At 66.4% G+C, this 18,607-nt stretch carries 16 protein-coding genes; 5 read left to right on the top strand and 11 right to left on the bottom strand.

Annotated features, from left to right (window positions below; translation table 11 throughout):
- Positions 1 to 22 precede the first annotated feature (22 nt).
- Positions 23 to 1,039 carry a 4-hydroxy-2-oxovalerate aldolase gene (dmpG, locus tag AC07XB_RS20945; protein WP_492831058.1) on the top strand — a complete coding sequence of 339 codons (1,017 nt, stop codon included), beginning with the start codon at positions 23 to 25 and terminating at the stop codon, positions 1,037 to 1,039.
- Between the two features lie 242 nt (positions 1,040 to 1,281).
- Here dmpG and AC07XB_RS20940 read toward each other — a convergent pair whose 3' ends face one another.
- The 3 genes from AC07XB_RS20940 to AC07XB_RS20930 all read right to left on the bottom strand — a co-directional run bounded on the left by AC07XB_RS20940 (position 1,282) and on the right by AC07XB_RS20930 (position 3,405).
- On the bottom strand, positions 1,282 to 1,506 hold the full coding sequence (locus AC07XB_RS20940) for a hypothetical protein (RefSeq protein ID WP_492372057.1): 225 nt from the start codon (positions 1,504 to 1,506) through the stop codon (positions 1,282 to 1,284).
- Positions 1,507 to 1,849: 343 nt separating this feature from the next.
- Positions 1,850 to 2,497, bottom strand: a complete 648-nt coding sequence (locus AC07XB_RS20935; protein ID WP_492831059.1) for an AraC family transcriptional regulator — start codon at positions 2,495 to 2,497, stop codon at positions 1,850 to 1,852.
- Between the two features lie 152 nt (positions 2,498 to 2,649).
- A complete protein-coding gene (locus AC07XB_RS20930; protein ID WP_492372055.1) occupies positions 2,650 to 3,405 on the bottom strand; it encodes a Crp/Fnr family transcriptional regulator in 756 nt (251 codons plus the stop codon).
- Between the two features lie 159 nt (positions 3,406 to 3,564).
- Between AC07XB_RS20930 and AC07XB_RS20925 the strand changes: the two genes are divergently transcribed.
- On the top strand, positions 3,565 to 5,202 hold the full coding sequence (locus AC07XB_RS20925; RefSeq protein ID WP_492372054.1) for an acyl-CoA synthetase: 1,638 nt from the start codon (positions 3,565 to 3,567) through the stop codon (positions 5,200 to 5,202).
- A 267-nt stretch (positions 5,203 to 5,469) separates the two neighbouring features.
- Positions 5,470 to 5,901: a hypothetical protein gene (locus AC07XB_RS20920; protein ID WP_492831060.1), complete on the top strand. Its 432-nt coding sequence runs from the start codon at positions 5,470 to 5,472 to the stop codon at positions 5,899 to 5,901.
- Positions 5,902 to 6,050: 149 nt separating this feature from the next.
- Here AC07XB_RS20920 and AC07XB_RS20915 read toward each other — a convergent pair whose 3' ends face one another.
- From AC07XB_RS20915 to AC07XB_RS20905, 3 genes are all read right to left on the bottom strand, one after another.
- A complete protein-coding gene (locus AC07XB_RS20915) occupies positions 6,051 to 7,235 on the bottom strand; it encodes a M20 aminoacylase family protein (RefSeq protein ID WP_492807145.1) in 1,185 nt (394 codons plus the stop codon).
- Positions 7,236 to 7,287: 52 nt separating this feature from the next.
- Entirely contained in the window at positions 7,288 to 8,589 is a 1,302-nt protein-coding gene (locus tag AC07XB_RS20910) for an MFS transporter (RefSeq protein ID WP_492831061.1), read from the bottom strand.
- A gap of 333 nt (positions 8,590 to 8,922) precedes the next feature.
- Positions 8,923 to 9,846, bottom strand: a complete 924-nt coding sequence (locus AC07XB_RS20905; protein ID WP_492372045.1) for a LysR family transcriptional regulator — start codon at positions 9,844 to 9,846, stop codon at positions 8,923 to 8,925.
- 360 nt (positions 9,847 to 10,206) lie between these two features.
- Here AC07XB_RS20905 and hfq point away from each other — a divergent pair, with 360 nt between their 5' ends.
- A complete protein-coding gene (gene hfq / locus AC07XB_RS20900; protein WP_492372044.1) occupies positions 10,207 to 10,581 on the top strand; it encodes an RNA chaperone Hfq in 375 nt (124 codons plus the stop codon).
- A gap of 270 nt (positions 10,582 to 10,851) precedes the next feature.
- Here the strand turns inward: hfq and AC07XB_RS20895 are convergent, their stop codons facing one another.
- The 4 genes from AC07XB_RS20895 to AC07XB_RS20880 all read right to left on the bottom strand — a co-directional run bounded on the left by AC07XB_RS20895 (position 10,852) and on the right by AC07XB_RS20880 (position 17,339).
- Positions 10,852 to 11,256: an FKBP-type peptidyl-prolyl cis-trans isomerase gene (locus AC07XB_RS20895; protein ID WP_006163829.1), complete on the bottom strand. Its 405-nt coding sequence runs from the start codon at positions 11,254 to 11,256 to the stop codon at positions 10,852 to 10,854.
- 155 nt (positions 11,257 to 11,411) lie between these two features.
- Complete coding sequence (locus AC07XB_RS20890) at positions 11,412 to 12,875, bottom strand: short-chain fatty acid transporter (RefSeq protein WP_492831062.1); 1,464 nt, start codon at positions 12,873 to 12,875, stop codon at positions 11,412 to 11,414.
- On the bottom strand, positions 12,872 to 13,864 hold the full coding sequence (gene lhpI, locus AC07XB_RS20885) for a bifunctional Delta(1)-pyrroline-2-carboxylate/Delta(1)-piperideine-2-carboxylate reductase (RefSeq protein ID WP_492372042.1): 993 nt from the start codon (positions 13,862 to 13,864) through the stop codon (positions 12,872 to 12,874). The genes AC07XB_RS20890 and lhpI overlap by 4 nt, the downstream gene beginning before the upstream one ends.
- Positions 13,865 to 13,907: 43 nt before the next feature.
- Entirely contained in the window at positions 13,908 to 17,339 is a 3,432-nt protein-coding gene (locus AC07XB_RS20880; RefSeq protein WP_492831075.1) for a molybdopterin-dependent oxidoreductase, read from the bottom strand.
- 95 nt (positions 17,340 to 17,434) lie between these two features.
- Between AC07XB_RS20880 and AC07XB_RS20875 the strand changes: the two genes are divergently transcribed.
- A complete protein-coding gene (locus tag AC07XB_RS20875; RefSeq protein WP_492372041.1) occupies positions 17,435 to 18,352 on the top strand; it encodes a LysR family transcriptional regulator in 918 nt (305 codons plus the stop codon).
- A 21-nt stretch (positions 18,353 to 18,373) separates the two neighbouring features.
- On the opposite strand, the gene AC07XB_RS20870 is transcribed toward AC07XB_RS20875, so the two are convergent.
- Positions 18,374 to 18,574: a hypothetical protein gene (locus tag AC07XB_RS20870; protein ID WP_492831063.1), complete on the bottom strand. Its 201-nt coding sequence runs from the start codon at positions 18,572 to 18,574 to the stop codon at positions 18,374 to 18,376.
- Positions 18,575 to 18,607 lie beyond the last annotated feature (33 nt).

Here is an 18,607-nt window from a genome sequence, read left to right as displayed (position 1 = left end):
CTGCAGATAAGGAGTGCCTGCCATGCAAGGCCAAAAGAAGATCTACATTTCCGATGTGACGCTGCGCGACGGCAGCCACGCCGTGCGCCATCAGTACAGCGTCGAGCAGGCCCGGCAAATTGCCAAGGCGCTGGATGACGCCAAGGTCGATTCGATCGAAGTGGCCCATGGCGATGGGCTGCAGGGATCCAGCTTCAACTATGGCTTTGGCGCCCACACCGACCTGGAATGGATCGAGGCCGCAGCCAGCGTGGTCAAGCACGCAAAGATCGCCACGCTGTTGCTGCCCGGCATCGGCACCGTTCACGACCTCAAGGCTGCCTATGATGCCGGCGCGCGTATCGTCCGCGTGGCCACGCATTGCACCGAGGCGGACGTCTCGCGGCAGCATATCGAGTACGCGCGCCATCTGGGCATGGAAGCCGTTGGCTTCCTGATGATGAGCCACATGACCACGCCGCAGAACCTTGCCGCGCAGGCCAAGCTGATGGAGAGCTACGGCGCCACCTGCTGCTATGTGGTGGACTCCGGCGGCGCGCTGACCATGAACGATGTCCGCGACCGCTTCCGCGCCTTCAAGACGGTGCTGAAGCCGGAAACGCAGACCGGCATGCACGCGCACCACAACCTGAGCCTGGGCGTCGCCAACAGCATCGTGGCGGTGGAGGAGGGCTGCGACCGCGTGGACGCCAGCCTGGCCGGCATGGGCGCCGGCGCCGGCAACGCGCCGCTGGAGGTCTTTATCGCGGCCGCCGAGCGCATGGGATGGGACCACGGCTGCGACCTGTACAAGCTGATGGACGCGGCCGATGACATCGTGCGTCCGCTGCAGGACCGTCCCGTGCGGGTCGACCGCGAAACGCTGGCGCTGGGCTATGCCGGGGTGTACTCGAGCTTCCTGCGCCACAGCGAGGCCGCGGCGAGCAAGTATGGTCTGAAGACCGTCGACGTGCTGGTGGAGTTGGGCCGCCGGCGCATGGTGGGCGGGCAGGAAGACATGATCGTCGACGTGGCGCTGGATTTGCTGAAGGCGCACTAAGGTCATCGGCGTGACGCCTCAGGTTTCATGTTATCTGGCACGCTGCTTGCGGCTCAGTGCCTCGGCAGACAACACGACGCCGCCTCCCCGCTTTCGCCAGGCAGGCGGCGTGTCGCGGCGACGGAGAACGTCGCCGCGGGCAAAGTGCGTTATGTCGCCTAAGGTCAGTCGCCTAAGGTCAGTCGCGTTGGGTCGCGTCAGGTCCCGAAGGCTATTGGGGCGGCTGTTGCAGCCCCAAGCGGCTAGCGTTGGCCTTGCTGGCCACTCTTCTGGCCTTGCTGGCTTTGTTGCCCAGCCTGATCGGTCTTCTGGCCTTGCTGGCCTTGCTTGTCATGGCCGCGATCCTGCTGCTGTTGCTGGCCGCCCTTCTGATCCTGGCCACCTTGCTGTCCGCCTTGTTGGCCGCCTTGCTGGTGCTGCTTGCTTTGGTCTTGCTGGCCTTGGCCGGGTTGCTGTTGCTGTCCCATCTCTGTCTCCATGGCGCGGCGGTAGTGCCGCGAGAGGGAAAGGTGCAAGGCGCGTGCCACGGCTTGTGCGCTGGCGCCACATGGGAGGGTTTTGCCGCGGCTGATACCCGGGAAATGCCTGTCTGGCATGGGATGGCGCAGCCTTTCGCTTTCCTCGTCCATACAGATGCTGCGTCGGACACGCACCGCAAGTCGGTGGATCTGCACTTGCCAGGGCCCGCTAGCGGGGTCTTGCCAGCCCTTTTTACAAATCCCGCAGGTTTTTACAAGCGGGCCGGCAGCGCCACTGACAGTACGAAGCAGACGATCAGCGGCTGCACGGTCACCGCCAGGGGCCGGCCTCTTATGCCGCCAGGTGCAAGCGCGACGCCGGACCCGGCGGGGTTCCGCGGATGTCGTCAGGTTCGAGCAGGCTCAACGCGGCAGGGCCCAGCGTGTTCGCGCAAGCGGAGGTCAACGCAGCAACGCTGCCCAGGCCCACTTGCGCGGCCAGCCAATCGGTGCGCACGCCGCTGCCGCCCGCAAGCAGGTACACCGCGCGCGCGACGCGCTGCTCGCGCAGCAGCACGCCTAGCGCCTCGCCCTCGGCGAATAGCCGTGCGCGTACCAGCCGCGGGGTGACTTCCCATCGCTGCGCGACCAGTGCCGCATTCCACGGTAGCCGAGGCTGGCCGAAGATCTCGCCGGCAAGCGCGCGTGACCAGTGTTTCTCCGAATGGCACGGGCAGCCCGGCAAGGTGGCCAGGGTCATGCGCGGGCATGCGTCGTCCGGCACTTCCTGCAGCGTGATGGCGGTGCTTTGGCCCGGCGCCGGCAGCAGGTCGCAATCGAAGTACGCAAACGCCGGCACCACGAACGGGTTGCCAGGCGTTACCTCCCGCCGCGCGTTCGCGTCGCGCAGGCGCGCGGTGCCATGCCGCGCATCGACGCGCACGGCAAAGGGGAAGCGCAGGTGAGACAGGCGCAGATCGGTGCTGCTGACGAGGGCCATGCGAAGCTCAGGTGACGCAGGCTGGCGCGCATCGGGCGCGGCGCCAGGGGAAAAATCGCATTGTACGGCTTCGCGCGGCCAGTGAGTTTCACGATGCCGAAGGAGGGTTTCAACGCCAGCCTTGGCCGCGACCGCTGCGCTATGGCCGCTGCCTACAGCTCCGACAGGCCAAAGTGACGCAAACGCTCAAGGTCGGTCACCCGGATGCTCTGGTACGACAAATCGACCATGCCCTCCGCCGCCAGGCGCCGCAGCGCCTGGTTGACCCGCTGGCGCGAGAGCCCCGTCAGCAGGCCGATCTCCTCCTGGGACAGCTCCAGCACCGCGCTGGTACGGGGGTACAGCGCCGGGTGGAAGAGCTGGGCAACCGCCTGCGCCACGCGGGCATCGACGCTCAGCAGCCGCTCGTTCTGCACGGTGGCGATGAACTGGCCCATGCGCTCGTTCAACTGGCGCACCACAAAGCTGGCAAACGGCAGGCTTTCGCTGAGCAAGGTATGGAACACGGTGTCGGGCACCAGCGCCAGGCGGGAGTCGCGGATGGCGATCACATCGTATCTCCGCGCTTCGCGCTTGATGACACTGCCTTCTCCGCACCAGCCGCCTGCCGGTACCCCCGAAAAGGTGCAACCGCGCCCATCCGGCGTGTAGACCGCGAGCTTGATCAGGCCGGTCTCCACCCCGATCCAGTAGCGCGATGGCTCGCCACGATGCGCGATGAAGGCGCCAGCGGCAAAATCCTGCACCACCACCTGCCGCGCTGCCAGCGCCTGGTGGCTGGGCGCGAGCGCGGCGAACCATTCATGCTGGGAAAGCAGGGCGGCATGCCCGGTGCAGGGCGGTGGCGTCGTGATATCTGCGGGGGGAGGGGTAGGCGATCTGGGTGTGGCTGCGGGCAGGCTGGGCATGATTTCGGCTTGGCCCGGCACGGGCATTGTCATCCGGACGACAGAGCTTGGTCCTGTGCGATGATAGCCTTGCACAGTGAAAAGTAACAGCGACCGGCGGCGCGCGGCTCATCCTGAGGGCCAATACCCGCATAGCCGGCGCATGCGGAGACTACGGCAATGCCAAGCGATTTCGACACTGGCCTGGGCAAGAACCCGGCCAATCACGTACCCCTCACACCCATCGATTTCCTGGCGCGCGCCGCCAGCGTGTATGGCGACCGGCTGGCCATCGTGCACGGCCCGGTACGCCAGAACTGGCGCGACACCTACGCGCGGGCACGGCGCCTGGCCAGCGGGCTGGCACGCCTGGGCGTGGGCAAGGGCGATACCGTTGCGGCCTTGCTGCCCAATACGCCTGCCATGGTGGAGGCGCACTTTGGGGTGCCGATGGTGGGCGCGGTCCTCAATGCGCTGAATATCCGGCTTGATGCTTCCAACCTGATCTTCATGCTGCGCCATGGCGAAGCGCGGGTGCTGCTGGCCGATACCGAGTTTGCCGACCTGGCGCGGCAGATCGCCAACGAGATTCCCGGGCTGAAGGTGGTGGCGGTGCTGGACGCGCTCGGCCCGCAGGACGCCCCGGCCTTCGGCGAGACCGACTATGAGCGCCTGCTGGCCTCGGGCGACCCGGAGTTCGCCTGGCAAATGCCCGCTGACGAGTGGGATGCGATCGCGCTCAACTACACCTCGGGCACCACCGGCGACCCCAAGGGCGTGGTCTATCACCATCGCGGCGCGGCCATCAACGCCATCTCCAACATCCTGGAGTGGGACCTGCCCAAGCACGCGGTGTACCTGTGGACGCTGCCGATGTTCCACTGCAACGGCTGGTGCTTTCCGTGGACCATCGCGGCACGCGCCGGCGTCAACGTCTGCCTGCGCAAGTTCGAGCCCAAGCTGGTGTTCGACCTGATGCGCGACGAGGGCGTGACGCACTATTGTGCCGCGCCGATCGTGCATACCGCGCTGGTTAACGCCCCGCCGGCGTGGCGCGAAGGCCTGCGCGGCCCGGTGCGCGGCATGGTCGCGGGTGCGCCGCCGCCCGCCGCGGTGCTAGCGCAGATGGAGGCCATGGGCTTCGCGTTGACCCACGTCTATGGCCTGACCGAAACCTACGGCCCCGCCGCGGTATGCGCCGAGCAGGACGACTGGGCCGGCCTGTCGCAAGAGGACCGCGCCACCAAGAAGGCAAGGCAGGGCGTGCGTTACCACCTGCAGACGGAGGTGGCCGTGCTGGACCCGGACACCATGCAACCGGTGGCCTCGGACGGCGAGGAAATCGGCGAGATCATGTTCCGCGGCAACATCTGCATGAAGGGCTACCTCAAGAACGAGAAGGCCACGCGCGAGGCATTTGCCGGCGGCTGGTTCCATACCGGCGACCTGGGCGTGTGCACGCCGGACGGCTACGTCAAGATCAAGGACCGCAGCAAGGACATCATCATCTCCGGTGGCGAGAATATCTCCAGCGTGGAAGTGGAGGACGCGATCTATCGCCATCCCGCCGTGCTGGCCGTGGCGGTGGTGGCGCAGCCGGATGTGAAATGGGGCGAGACGCCCTGCGCGTTCGTGGAACTGAAGGATGGCGCCAGCGCCACGGCCGAGGAGCTGATCGCCCATTGCCGCACCCTGCTGGCGGGCTTCAAGGTGCCCAAGGCGGTGTACTTCGGGCCGTTGCCCAAGACATCGACGGGCAAGATCCAGAAGTTCGAGTTGCGCAAGAAGGTCAAGTCGGATGCGGCGATCGACGTATAAGGGCTTTTTCCGAAGTCGCCAGATACGCCAGAGCAATAGCCCAGAGGGAATCCCCTTCGATAAGGATAGTAAGCTAACAGTACTCATTCATGAGGTTTCACATTTCCCGGAGGCGATGAACTCTGAAGACAAGTGGTACAACATTCTCCTGTCAAGGCTTCGGGCCAAAGCGCGCAATCAGTTTTGCATCGTCAATGCAGACAACATCGCATACTACGTGACGAACATTCCAAATTGGAGCTACAGGCCGCCAGCATGGAAACCGTGATGAAAAAGCTGCTCGTTGCATTCGTATTGCTCTGTGTGTTGCCTGCCTATGCCTGCCGCCCTGCATTCTTGACGCACGAACCCATCTTTGAGCGTGGGGCGGCGAAGCTCTCCGCTCCCGAAATTGCTCGGCTGGCCGCGTGGCGCAGTGATACGCGGCAAGCGTTTCCTGCGGGCTTTGAGGTATTCATGTCGCTGTGGCGGAACGAGAGCGCCGGAATCTCCAGGAAGCTTGCCGAAGCGCGTGCTCGTTGGCTTGCTGATCTGCTTGAGCACATGGATGTCAACGGCGCCGACATTCACCAGCCAGAGATTCGCGACATCGACAACCACTACGTCCCATCAGCGGATGCCGCCACGTTCCTGAACACCGTTACGATAGCTGTAAACCCGCGATGCCCGCACGCATGTTGCGACAAAGCGAGTCGGTGAGTTGTTCTCCGTGCCTACTGGGGCGTGTCCCCTGGTGCGGGGGCGCCCTGGGCCGGCTACCCACCTGCAGGCAGTGTCCCTGACGCTCTCTAAATAACCTCAGACAAGGCCTTGGCGAAAGCAGGGAGAAAACCGGCCATGCCGCCGTCTCAGGCGCGCAGATAGCCTTCAGCCAGCGCCACCCAGCAAGCAGCGCCAAGCGGAATCAGCTGGTCGTTGAAGTCATATCCGTCATTGTGCACCGAGCAGCCCACCCACTCGCCGGTGCCATTGCCCAGCGCAAAATAGCAGCCCGGCATCCTCTCCAGCATCCACGCGAAATCCTCGCTGCCCATCTGCATGGACGGCGGCACCTGGATGACCTTGTCGCTGCCCAGCACGCTGGCCACGGCCTGCCGTGCGATGGCGGTTTCTTCCACGGTATTGCAGATCGCGGGCGCCAGGCGCTCGTAGGCGATGTCTGCCGTCACGCCGCACGAGGCGGCCTGGTGCGTCACCACCTCGCGAATGCGGGTCTCCAGCAGGTCTCGCACCTGCGCCACGGTGGCGCGCACGCTCAGCTTCAGCGTCGCGGTCTCCGGGATGATGTTGTAGGTGCTGCCGGCCTGCATCTCGCCCACGCTAATCACGGCGGCGTCGACCGGCGCCACATTGCGCGCCACGATGCCTTGCAGCGCCATCACGGTCGAGGCGAGGGCCAGCGTGGGATCGGTGGCGCGGTGGGGCATGGCGCCATGGCCGCCCTTGCCGCGGAACGTGATCGTGGCGCGGTCCGAGGAGCCGCCCATCGGGCCGCTCTGCACTACCGCCATGCCCACCGGCAGGCCGGGCGCATTGTGAAAGGCGTAGATCGCGTCGCAGGGGAAACGCTCGAACAGGCCGTCGTTCATCATGGCCAGCGCGCCGGTCATGCCTTCCTCGTCGGGCTGGAAGATCAGGTTGAGGGTGCCGTCGAAGTGGCGCGTGGCGGCCAGGTACTCGGCAGCGGCCAGCAGCGTGGCGGTGTGACCGTCATGGCCGCAGGCGTGCATGCGTCCTGCTACCTGGCTGGCATAGGGCAGGCCGGTGCGCTCCTGCAGCGGCAGCGCGTCCATGTCGGCGCGGATACCGATGGTGCGCGCACCGTTGCCGACCTTCAGTTGTGCCACCAGCCCGTGGCCGCCCACGGCGTGCACGCTATAGCCCCATTCGCGCAGCAGCGCGGCGGCCATTTCGGCGGTGCGTGGCACGTCGGCGCCCAACTCTGGGTGGGCGTGGATGCGGTGGCGCAGTTCGGCGAAGCGCTCGGCGGATTCGGTCAGTGCCGGCGGGATGTTTCCTGGGTGCTTGGTCATGGCTGCAGGGTGTGTGTCGTGCGTTCGGAAGGGATGGGTTTTGCGCCGCGGGTCAGTCGCGGCCGGGGTGGCTGGGGAACAGCGCCAGCGCGGTCAGGCTGATGCAGGAGGCCGCGATCAGGTACCCGGCAGGCGCCATGTTGCTGCCCGTGGCGCTGATCAGCCAGGTCACGATCAGCGGGGCGAAGCCGCCGAACACGGTCACGCCAAAGCTGTACATCAGCGACATGCCGGTGGCGCGTTGGTGGCGCGGCAGCGCTTCCATCATCAGGGCGGCACCCGCGCCGCTGCCGACCGAGCCCAGGGTCACGGCCCCGCCGATCAACGCCATGGTGAGCGGCAGGCTGGGGCCCGCGGATAGCAGCGTGAAGTTGGGGTAGACCAGCGCCAGCGAAGTCAGCCCGCCGGCAAACAGCAGGGGCTTGCGGCTCGGCAGCCGGTCGGCCAGCAGGCCGAACAAGGGCGCCATCACCAGCATGGCAGCGCCTGCCGTGCATGCCGCCAGGAAGGCGGTGACAGGTGGCATATGCAGAGCGCTCACCAGGTAAGTGGGCATGTAGAACACCATGATGTACATGGATGAGGTGCTGCCGGTCATCAGCAGCATGCCCAGCAGCAGCGTGCGGCCATGTTCGCGAAACACCTTGCCGACGCCGCCATGCGCGCTGCCGCCTTCGTGGGTTTCTTGCAGGTGCCGGCGGATATACATGCCCACCGGCGCAATCAGCAGGCCAAGCATGAACGGCAGGCGCCAGCCCCACGCAAGCATGGCGTCGGGGCTGAGCAAGGCCGATGCCGCGGCACCGGTCAGCGCGCCCAGCAGCGCGGCCCCGCCTTGCGTGGCGGCTTGCCAGCTGACCAGGAAGCAACGGTTGCGCTTGCTGGCGGTCTCCAGCAGCAGGGCCGATGCGGCGCCGATTTCCCCGCCAGCCGACAAGCCTTGCAGCAGCCGGCCGATGACCACCAGCACGGTGGCGGCCATGCCAATGCTTGCATGGGTGGGCGTGAAGGCGATCAGCGCGGTGCCTGCCGTCATTAGCACGATGGTGAGCGTGAGCGCCGCCTTGCGGCCGCGCTGGTCGGCCAGGTTGCCGATCAGCACCGCGCCCAGGGGACGCATCACGAAGCCGACACCGAAGGTGGCGAAAGACAGCAGCAACGATGCCAGCGGGCTGCTCGACGGAAAGAACAACTTGCCGATGGTGGCGGCAAAGAAGCTATAGACCGTGAAGTCGTACATTTCCAGCCCGTTGCCGATGGCGGCGGCAACGATGGCGCGGCGCGAGTGCGGGCGGGCGGCAGTGGCAGGCACGGCGCCGGCCGGGTGGCCTGGTGCGGTGTGGGCGATGGTCATGCTGTCCTCCTCGGGTGGGGTAGATGGGCAGCGGGTGCGGCGTGGCCCCGTTACTCTCGGTGTGGGGGCATGGTAGGGGCCGCGCGCTGGATAAGCACTTCGCTTTTTTTCATGGGTATGAGCATTGGGAATCAGGGGGCGGCCGCCGATTGGGCGCGCGGCGTCAGGCAATGGGCTGTTTTCATTGCCCTTCGATTCGATTGTTGCCCGTAACTAATTGATTGTTATGGGTTTTAATCGGGGATGGGTTTGCGTCATCGCGTCATGCCGGGCCAGCGCGGTGCTGGGGCATTGCCTGGCCCGGATGCGCGTTGCCGGCGCATGCGGGACCGCTCACTGGGCGGCGGTGCTGCCCGGTGGCGGATAGTGGCTCGCCAGCGCTTGCAGCACGGCGTCGTGCAGGCGCGCCGCCGCCCACGTCAGCACATGCCGGTCGCGCGTGACCAGCGAGATGATGCGGTCGGGCACGGGCTCGGCGACCTCGATGAAATCCATCCGCTCGGTGATGTACTGGCTGCCAAGCGACTCGCTGGAAAGCAGGATCAGGGTGTCAACCTGCCAGCAAAGGTCCAGCGCCAAGCCCATCGATGTGCACTCGACCACCCGGGGCGGCACCGCCAGGCCGTTACCCGCGAACAACTGATGAAAAGGTGAGCTCGCATCGGACAGCGGGTCCAGCGCGAGCCAGTCCGCCTGCTGCAGCACGCGCACCGAACGTGCCGCGCGCAGCGCATGCCCGCGCCGGGCACCGATCACGGTCGGCAGCCGGCACACCTGGGTGCAGTCCAGCCCGCGATCCAGCGGCAGCAACTGCGAGGTCACCGCGAAATCCATGGTGCCCTCGCGCAGGTGCTCCAGCAACTGCGCCGGGCGCATCTCCAGCACCCGCAGCCGGGCGTTCGGGAACTCGCGGCGGAAGGTACTCAGGCAGGCCGCCATCGGCCGCATCAGCGCCGTGACCGGCGTCACCCCCACGGTGATCTCGCTTTGCACCGTGCCTTTCATGTCTTCCAGGTCTTCGCGCGCGCGGCGCACATTCTCGCTGATCAGCCGCGCATGCGAGACCAGCCGCTGACCAAAGGGCGTGAGCTGCACGCCCTTGCTGGAGCGCACAAACAAGGTGGCACCGACGCTGCTCTCCAGCTCCTTGATCGCCTTGCTCAGTGCGGGCTGCGTCAGGTGAAGGATGCGCGAGGCTTCCTGGATGCTGCCGGTTTCGGCAACGGCGGCCAGGGCGCGCAGCTGGTTGAGCTTCATGTGGTGGCCTGCTGGATCGTGGGCGGACATGTTAATGGCAAAGCGGGCGGCGTGAAAGGATGGGAGCCTGGTGCGGTGATCGGCATGCGAGGTGGCCGTGAGGTGGTCTTGAGGTGGCTTTCAGCCGGGCGCCGGAACCGTTGGCATGCTCCTTGCGCGGGGAACTGCATCCGGCTTGCGCTAGAATGGCAAGCCTAGCCACTGTAAGCAATCATGATGCGCTGCCATCCGGGCGTGCCTGATTCATCTTGCGTTAGCGCGTGCGCACCGATATTGTGCATCGGTGCGCCGCCGACGAAGCTGCGCCGCAGTAGCCATCTTTTTCTCGCAGCGCTTCGTCTGCCTTACTCTCAATATCCCATGCAGCTTGACGACACCAACCCGCAAAACTCCTTCCTGAACACCACGCGCAAAGAGCGCAAGCGTGTGCAGGTGTACCTGGTCAGCGGCATCCGGCTCGTCGGCTCCATCGAGTCCTTCGACGCATTCGTGGTGATGCTGAGCACGCCCGGCGGCATGCAGACCATCTACAAGCGCGCCATCTCGACGATCCAGCTGGATACCGGCACGCGTCCTCCCGGCGGCGGTGGCGGCGCACGTCCGCCCGGCGCAGGCCCGCGGACGCCGGGCTCTGGCCCCCGTCCGCCGCGCGTGTCTTCAGAAGGCAACGCCCAGGCGCCCCTGGTGGTAACGCGCAAGCGCCGCGCCATGGCGCCTGGCGGTTCAAACGAGTAATGCTGGCCGCCCACCCCGGGCGGGGTGGCCTTCTACGTTCCGCCTGACCCGCTCATTGCCGCGCTCATGGCCGGAACTGCTGCGTACCGTCTTCCTTGAATCCGATGCCGATCTGCGCCCGGATGACCGCAGGACGCAAAGGCGAGGACATACGCTGGCTCGCGCTGTGGGGTGTGGCGACGGCAGTGCAGGCGTAGCGCTGCGGTGCCAGTCAATCGCGCCCCGGCCGGGAGGCCGGGGCCTTGCGAAAAGCGGTGAGGCTGCCTCGCGTCAGTTGCCGATGCCGAGCAGCTCGACTTCAAAGTTCAACGTGGCGTTCGGTGGGATCGTGCCGGGTACGCCGCGCGCGCCATAGGCGGTCGGCCCCGGGCACACCAGCTTGGCCTTGCCGCCGACCTGCATCTTCTGCACGCCTTCCGTCCAGCAGGGAATGACGCGGTTCAGCGGGAACGAGATCGGCTGTCCGCGCTTGTAGGAGCTGTCGAACTCGGTGCCGTCGGTGAGCGTGCCGCGATAGTGCACCTTGACCACATCGGAGGCTTTCGGCGTGGCGCCGGTGCCCTTGACAATGGTCTGGATGGACATGCCGGACGGCAGGGTTTCCGCGGCCGGGGCGGCAGCGTGAGCGATGGACGCCATGCCCAGGGCGGCAAGTAGCAGTGCAATCTTCTTCATATGTCAGCTGGCAGAGTGGAGGGGGAAAGTTGGCCGGTCGCGCCGGCCTGAAAACCAGCATCTTAAACCGGGAATGGGATCCCTCCGGGTTTGTCCACCGCTACCGGCGTGGCCGCCAGGCTTGCCAAGCCACTCGACGGCAAGGCACCACGGCATCAAGGCATGACTGGCGGACGGTAAGGCAGCGTTGAAGCAAAGGCCCACAGCATGAACAGCACAAGCGGCGCGTGGACTAGCAACTGGGTGAAAGTAAACCCGACCACGTCCTTGGCCCGGATCCCCAGCACGCCCAGCAGCGGGAGCATCCAGAACGGGTTGATCAGGTTGGGCAGCGCCTCCGCGGCGTTGTACACCTGCACCGCCCAGCCCAGGTGGACTTGCAGTTCATTGGCAGCCTGCATCACGTAAGGCGCCTCGATGACCCATTTGCCGCCGCCCGATGGCACGAAGAAGCCCAGGACGGCGGAATAGACGCCCATCACCGCGGAGAACGATTCCTTGGTGGCGACCGAGACGAAAGCCGATGCCAGGTGGTGCGACAACGTCGTGCCATCCATTCCAGCTGCCTTGGTGAGGATGAATGCGATGCCGCCATACAGCGGAAACTGGATCAGCACCCCCGCGGTGGATGGCACGGATCTGGCCACGGCGCGCAGGAAGCGCTTGGGACGCCAGTTCAGCAGCATTCCCAGTATCAGGAACAGGAAGTTGTAGGTGTTGAGGTTGGAGATCGCGAGGATCGGGTCCTTGGTGGTGAACTCATGCACCAGCCAACCGGCGCCGAGGGCTACGATCAGCAGGGTCAGCAAGGGGCTGTACTCCAGCCATTCGCCGGGACGCGTGGGGCGGCCAATGCCATCGCCTGCATCGTCGATATCCACGCCCATGTCCTGCGCGGTGCGCGCGCGCTCGCCCGCCGGCGCTGAAAAATATGCTACCAGCAAGGAAGCGACGATCAGCACGGCCGTCATCGCCATCGATTGCCACAGGAAGATGGTCTGCGAAAACGGAATCACGCCGGTGATATCCAGTAGCGACTTGGGCAGGCTGGCGGGGTTGGCCTGCAACTGCGCAGCGGACGAACTTAAGCCCAGTGCCCAGGTGGCACCCATCCCCAGGTAGGCGGCGGCGCTGGCCGCGCGATAGTCCACGCGCAGCCCGGTGCGTCGTGCAATGGCCCGCACCAGCAACCCGCTGAAGATCAGGCTGATGGCCCAGTTGAGCAGGGAGGTCAGCAGGCTGACCAGCGCGACAAAGGCGATGGCGCCGCGCGCCGTGCGCGGCAGGGCGGCTAGCCGCTCGATCAGCAGGGACGCCGGGGGCGAGGCCGCCACGACGTAGCCCGAGATGGCCACCACCGCCATCTGCATGGTGAACGGGATCAGGCTCCAGAAGCCGTCGCCAAATGCGCGGGCTACGCCTTGCGCGGGCGCGCCGATGGCCATCGCGCCAAGCGCCACGACGATCACCGCGATGGCGGCGAAAATATACGAGTCGGGGAACCAGCGCTCGGACCAGTCGGTGACCTTGACGGCCAGGCGCTCCAGTCCGCCGCGGCCCGGGTGGTCCGGGTGTTCAGGCTGTTCCGTTGTGTCCAGGGATAGGGGGGTGCTTTTCATGCTTGTCTCCTTGCATTGCCATGGCTTTCTGCGCGCGGCGTGGTGCGCGGCGAGCCTTCGAATCCTCCATAAGCCATGACGGCGGCCGCGAGGTCTTCCAGCGCGGTGCCGACGGCCTTGAAGACGGTGATCTCCGTGTCATCCGCGCGGCCGGGATGGCGCTGCTGGCACAGGTCCGCGAGCGTGGCCCGGATGTGGGCGGCCTTGAGCACGCCAGCCTCGATGGGGTGGAGCAGGTCGCCGGCCTTGAGCACGGCTTCGCTGGTATCGACGAAGACGGAGGTTGACTCGAAGCAGCCGTCGTCGGCCTCGCGCATGGCTGGCGTGAAGCCGCCGATCAGGTCCAGGTGGGTGCCGGGCCTGAGCCACGCGCGCTGCACGAGCGGCGAGGTGGAGAGCGTGGCCGAGGTCACGATGTCAGCGTCTTCGCAGGCGGCGGCGATCGTCGGGACAAAGCGCGCCTCGAAGCCGTCGGCCAGCAGTCTTGCCGCCAGCGCTTCGCCTTGGCTCGCGTTGATATCCCAGACGGCAACGCGCTGGATCGGCCTGACGGCGCGATAGGCATGGGGCAGCAGGCTGGCAACGCGGCCCGCGCCGAGCACCAGCATCGACGAAGCATCATTGCGGCTCAGGTAAGAGGCCGCCAGCGCCGACGCGGCGGCGGTGCGCCTGGACGTGATCTCGTTGCCATCGATCATGGCCAGCGGCTTGCCGGTGCACGCATCGTGCAGCAGGTAGGTCGAGTACAGGCCCGGCAGCCCGGACAGCGTATTGCCCGGGTAGATGGTCACGGTCTTCACGCCGAGATAGGCGCCGGCCTGCCACGAGGGCATCAGCAGCATCGTCCCCGGCGCCGCGCCGTGCGGATCGATGACATGGCTGTGGCGCTGGGGGACCTCGCAGCCGCGGATAAACGCGTCGCGCAGGGCGGGCACGAGCCTGGCGAACGGCAGCAGCGCGCGGGTGGTGTCGGAGTCGAGTATCAGCATCTTGGCTTGGGTGGGGTTGGAAAAAGGGCGGCGGCGGGCGCGATCACGCGTTCAGCACGATGTCGCTGGCGGGCACGGCCTGGCACGCCAGGCACATGCCGGCATCCTCGGGTTCCTCGCCATGCAGGTGCCGGGTGCGGCCCGACAGGACGGAAACCGCGCAGCTCTCGCACTGGCCGACCCGGCAGCCGCTGGGCAGTGCCAGGCCGAGTTTTTCAGCGAAGCCCAGCAGGGGGCCGTCCGCCGAGCGCCAGGTGCCGGTGGTGCCGGACCTGGCGAACACCACATTGAACTGCTGGCCGGGCCCGGCCGCCACGCGCTCGGGCGAGCGGAACACTTCGCGCAAGATGTCGGCGCGCGGCACGCCACGCTCGGCGAGCGCATTGGCGAAGGCGGTCATCATTGGCGCGGGGCCGCACATATAGACGAGCGGGCGCTGGCCGAGCAGTTCGGCGGGGACATGCTCGGCGCTGACGCGTCCGGCCACGTCGTAGTCGACGCCGGGCACGTCGCCTTGCGCGGGACGGTCGTAGAAGTTGACGACTTCCAGCGTCGGCAGGGTTTGCCGCAGCGCCCGGATGCGTGACCGGAACGCATGGGCCAGGCCGTTCTGGTTCGCGTACAACAGCAGCATCCTTGACGGATCGGCGAGCCCGGCCAGCGATTCGAGCAGGCTGATGAACGGCGTGATGCCTATCCCGCCGGCCAGCAGCACCAGGGGGCGCCGGGTGCGCACCGGCATGACAAAGGTGCCGGATGGCGCGCGCAGCGAGACGATGTCGCCAACCGCAAGGCACAGGTTGATATGCGACGAAGCGCGCCCGAACACGGCCTCGCCGGCATCGGTCAGGCCAGCAGCGCGGCGCACGGAGATCGAGTAGCCGCGCCGCGCCGGCAAGACGGCGGGGCCGGTCAGGGAATACGAGCGCACGATCTCTTCGCCGGCGGGCGGCACGGTGAGCTTGATCGTCACATGCTGGCCCGGCAGGAAGTCCGGCAAGCCGCCACCATCCAAGGGCTCCAGGCATACCGACATGACCTCGTGCGCTTCCTTCGCCAGGCTCGCGACGCGAAAGGCGCGATAGCCGTCCCACCGGCGGCGCGTTACGTCGAAAGCCGGATCGGGCTCGACGTTGCAGCGGTAGGCCCGCAGCGGCACGGAGCCGCTGACCGGATCGATGCTGTCCGCGGCGATCAAGCCATTGTAGTTGCTGTTGTTCTCGCCCGTGACGCCCAGCGCGGTTTGCGCAAGCGCATCGCAGCGCTGCCACCAGCCAAACTCGCCGACCACCACGCGGGGATGCAGGCCTTCCCGGACCTTGGCGATAAACCTTGCGCTGCCGATGGACGTGGTCACCCGGATCGCATCGCCGCTGGCAATCCCGCGCGCGGCCGCCAGCGCGGCCGGGATTTCCGCTTCGGGTTGCAGTGCGCGGCGCCGCAGCGAGGGCAGCCCGCGATGCTGGCTGTGGCAGTAGTAGCCGCTTTTGGCCGAGGTCAGGACAAAAGGATAGGCGCCGCCGGCAGTGTCGTCCGCTTCTTCGGGGCACTGGCCGGCGCGTGGCAGTGGCGGATAGCCGTGACGCAGCAGCTGTTCTGAGTACAACTCCACCAGCCCCGTTTGCGTATGGAAGGCGCGCTCACGCGGCCGGCCCGCATACTTGCGCTCCACGTCGGCAACGGGCACGCGGATGCCTTCCGGCTGCTCGCGCAGCCTGTCCACCGTCAACCCCGACGGGGCGAGCATATGATTCCATCCCGCCTCCAGGCTGCCGCCAAAGAACGCCTGCCCCATGCCCAGCCTGACAGCGAGATCGAACACGATGTCGTTGTCCGAGCGCGACTCGCCGCGCGGCGACACCATGCGCTGGCGCAACTGCACCAGTTGCTCGGCCTCGGCGGAGATCTCGAAGCCGATGCGCAGTCCCTCGCGCTCCCATGGCGTGTTGACCGGCAGCAGGATATCGGCGTAGCGGGAACTGGGGGTTTCGAACAAATCGCAATGGACATAGAAGTCCAGGCTGCGCAAGGCGCGCTCGCCGTCTTCCACATCGGCTTGCGAGAGCAGGGGATTGGTGCCGAATGCCATCAGCGTGCGCACGGCGTAGGGCTGCGCGTGCAGGATCGCCCGGTAAAGGTCGCGCGCGGTGACCCATCCCTGCGCGGGCGGCCCGAGCGGCCTCGCGTCATAGCCCAGCGCCTTGCTCTTCTGCGCCGGCGGCAGCAGGTCGAAGCTGCTGACCGGGTTGTACGGGGGCTTTTGAAAGATCCGGTTGCCGCCCGGCTTGTCGAAACTGCCGGTCAAGGCATAGAGGCAGGCGATTGCCCGGTCCGTCTGGGTTGCGTTGTCGTGCTGGCCAACGCCGGACCAGGCGTGATAGGCCACGCGCCTGGCCGAGCCGAACAGGCTTGCCGCATGGTGGATATCCGCCTGTGCCACCCAGGTGAGCCGCGCGGCTACGTCGACGGGGTAACGGGCGCATTCGCCGGCATACAGGTCGAAGGCGGGTCGGCAAGCGAGCGTGGCCGTGGCTGTGGCTGTGGCCTGGCCCACTTCGAATGTGCCTCTTAGCGCAACATGCTCAAAATCCCGCCCGGCTAGCGCCGATGACGGCCGGGCTTGTCCGGCATGGGCGTCCCAGACCAGGTAGGCATCGCCATCGGCCAGCCCCAGGTCGCGGCCCCGCAGGAAGCGCCCGTTGTCGCAGCGCACCAGCAAGGGGCCATTGGTCCATTGCCGCACGAAGGCCAGGTCGAACGCATTGGCTTCGATCAGCAGGTTGGCGATCGCCATGGCGAGCACGGCGTCCGTGCCCGGCCGCACGCGCAGCCATTGCTCCGCCTGGCCTGCCAGCGCTGTCTCCCTGGGGTCCACCACCAGCAGCTTTGCGCCGGCGGCCCTGCCGGCGCCAATCGCTTCGGCCTGCGACAGCCAGGTGTTGGTCGGGTTATGGCCCCACAACACGATGAGTTCGGCATTGCGGTAATCGGCGGTCGGCATGCCGCAGCCGAAGGTGAAGGCGTGCGCATAGTCCTTGTGCCAGTTGCAGATTTCCGTGGCGTAGCAGGTGTTGGGACTGCCAAAGAGCCGGATAAGCCGCTCGATCCAGTCGATGCTGTCGGATAGCGGCGTGCCGCTCGGCGTGGTGACGGCAAAGGCGACCGATTCGGCGCCGCCCTCACGCCTGGCCTGGAGCAGGCGCTGCGCAACCTCGGCCAGGGCCTCCTCCCAGCTAATGCGCTGCCAGCAGGGATCCGCATCGGTCTTGGGCGTGGTTCGCCGCATCGGATACAAGACGCGGTCGGCGCTATGGACCAGTTCCGGCGCGGATTTTCCCTTCATGCACATTGCCTTGCCCGTGGGGTGCGCGGTGTCGGGGCGCACTGCGATCAGCGCATCGTTCGCCACCACGTTCACCGTGCCGCATCGGGAGCGGCACAACGTGCAGTAGCCGCGCTTGTCTTCCTGAATCATGGTTGTCACCGCATCTTGTCTCCTGACCGGATGCTAGCTAGCATGAGGAAGTATTTCTAATTCATAATTTCGACATAGCAATATCGGAAAAATCGATGCTACCCACCTTAAAGCAACTGCAGCATTTCGTGGCCATCGCCGAGACGGGACAGGTGTCGCGTGCGGCGCTTCGTTGCCACGTATCGCAGTCATCCATGACGGCCTCCCTGAAGGGTCTGGAGGAAGCGGTAGGCGTGCAGTTGTTCACCCGGCACGCCAGCGGCGTGCGCCTCACCGAAGCCGGTACGCGTTTCCTGCGGCATGCGCAGCAGATCGAGGACGCCGTGCTGGATGCGGTGGAAGCCGTCAGCGTGGCGCCGGTAGACATCGCGGGCACGGTGCGCCTGGGCGTGACCGAAACCATCACGGCCTATGTGCTGCCCGGCTTGCTGGAGTCCATCGAGAGAAAGTTCCCCCGGCTGCGGCTTGAGTTGCTGGAGCGGGAACGGCATGACATCGAGCGGGGCATCCTGCGTGGCGAGATCGACATTGCCCTGCTGCTGGTTTCGAACCTGCCCGGGCTCGACCATGTCACCTGCGAAACGCTGCTGCGCTCGCCAAGGCAGCTATGGGGCCATCCCGAGCATCCGCTGATGATGGCGGACCGCATCGGCCTGGCGGACGTGGCGCGGCATGACTACATCCTGCTCGACATGGACGAGCACATTGCCACGGTCGGCAAGTACTGGGGGCAATATGGACTGGCACCGCAGGTCCGCTACCAGAGCTGCTCGATCGAGGCGGTCCGCAGCCTGGTGGCGGCCGGGCGCGGCATTGCCATCCTGTCCGACCTGGTTTACCGGCCGTGGTCGCTGGAGGGGCAGCGCATCGTGCGGCGCGCGATTGCCGACAAGGTGCCGTCGATGGACGTGGGGCTGGTATGGAAGCGCGAGCCCGCCACCCCGGGCAATGTGGTGGCGCTTGCGGACTACCTGCGCAGTGCGCTCAAGGGCAGGGAGAAAGCGCGCATGTGAGCCGGCGGGCCTATGCCAGGATCAGTGGCCGGCGCCGGATTCCCGAAGCCGCACGGGCGGGGCCGGTTTGCCGGCCATTGCCGGCTTCCGGCCTTTGCGGAATATCCGCCGGAGTTCCTTTTTCGCAATGATCCCTTCGCTGCACAGGGGGCACCTGAGCACGGTCAGGAGGAAAGACGAACCCAGTTCGGGCGCATCGATCTCGAGCGTTGCCACTGACAAGTCAGATTTCCTGCAACTTGGACATAGCATGAT

The sequence above is a fragment of the Cupriavidus sp. GW821-FHT02F09 genome, assembly GCF_059421605.1.
Note: the sequence above shows the minus strand (reverse complement) of the source record. Positions and strands in the feature narration are given on the sequence as shown.

Coding starts and splice junctions, on each gene's coding strand:
- dmpG (WP_492831058.1), top strand. CDS start 23: ATGCAAGGCCAAAAGAAGATCTACATTTCCGATGTGACGCTGCGCGAC.
- AC07XB_RS20940 (WP_492372057.1), bottom strand. CDS start 1,506: ATGGGACAGCAACAGCAACCCGGCCAAGGCCAGCAAGACCAAAGCAAG.
- AC07XB_RS20935 (WP_492831059.1), bottom strand. CDS start 2,497: ATGGCCCTCGTCAGCAGCACCGATCTGCGCCTGTCTCACCTGCGCTTC.
- AC07XB_RS20930 (WP_492372055.1), bottom strand. CDS start 3,405: ATGCCCAGCCTGCCCGCAGCCACACCCAGATCGCCTACCCCTCCCCCC.
- AC07XB_RS20925 (WP_492372054.1), top strand. CDS start 3,565: ATGCCAAGCGATTTCGACACTGGCCTGGGCAAGAACCCGGCCAATCAC.
- AC07XB_RS20920 (WP_492831060.1), top strand. CDS start 5,470: ATGAAAAAGCTGCTCGTTGCATTCGTATTGCTCTGTGTGTTGCCTGCC.
- AC07XB_RS20915 (WP_492807145.1), bottom strand. CDS start 7,235: ATGACCAAGCACCCAGGAAACATCCCGCCGGCACTGACCGAATCCGCC.
- AC07XB_RS20910 (WP_492831061.1), bottom strand. CDS start 8,589: ATGACCATCGCCCACACCGCACCAGGCCACCCGGCCGGCGCCGTGCCT.
- AC07XB_RS20905 (WP_492372045.1), bottom strand. CDS start 9,846: ATGAAGCTCAACCAGCTGCGCGCCCTGGCCGCCGTTGCCGAAACCGGC.
- hfq (WP_492372044.1), top strand. CDS start 10,207: ATGCAGCTTGACGACACCAACCCGCAAAACTCCTTCCTGAACACCACG.
- AC07XB_RS20895 (WP_006163829.1), bottom strand. CDS start 11,256: ATGAAGAAGATTGCACTGCTACTTGCCGCCCTGGGCATGGCGTCCATC.
- AC07XB_RS20890 (WP_492831062.1), bottom strand. CDS start 12,875: ATGAAAAGCACCCCCCTATCCCTGGACACAACGGAACAGCCTGAACAC.
- lhpI (WP_492372042.1), bottom strand. CDS start 13,864: ATGCTGATACTCGACTCCGACACCACCCGCGCGCTGCTGCCGTTCGCC.
- AC07XB_RS20880 (WP_492831075.1), bottom strand. CDS start 17,339: ATGATTCAGGAAGACAAGCGCGGCTACTGCACGTTGTGCCGCTCCCGA.
- AC07XB_RS20875 (WP_492372041.1), top strand. CDS start 17,435: ATGCTACCCACCTTAAAGCAACTGCAGCATTTCGTGGCCATCGCCGAG.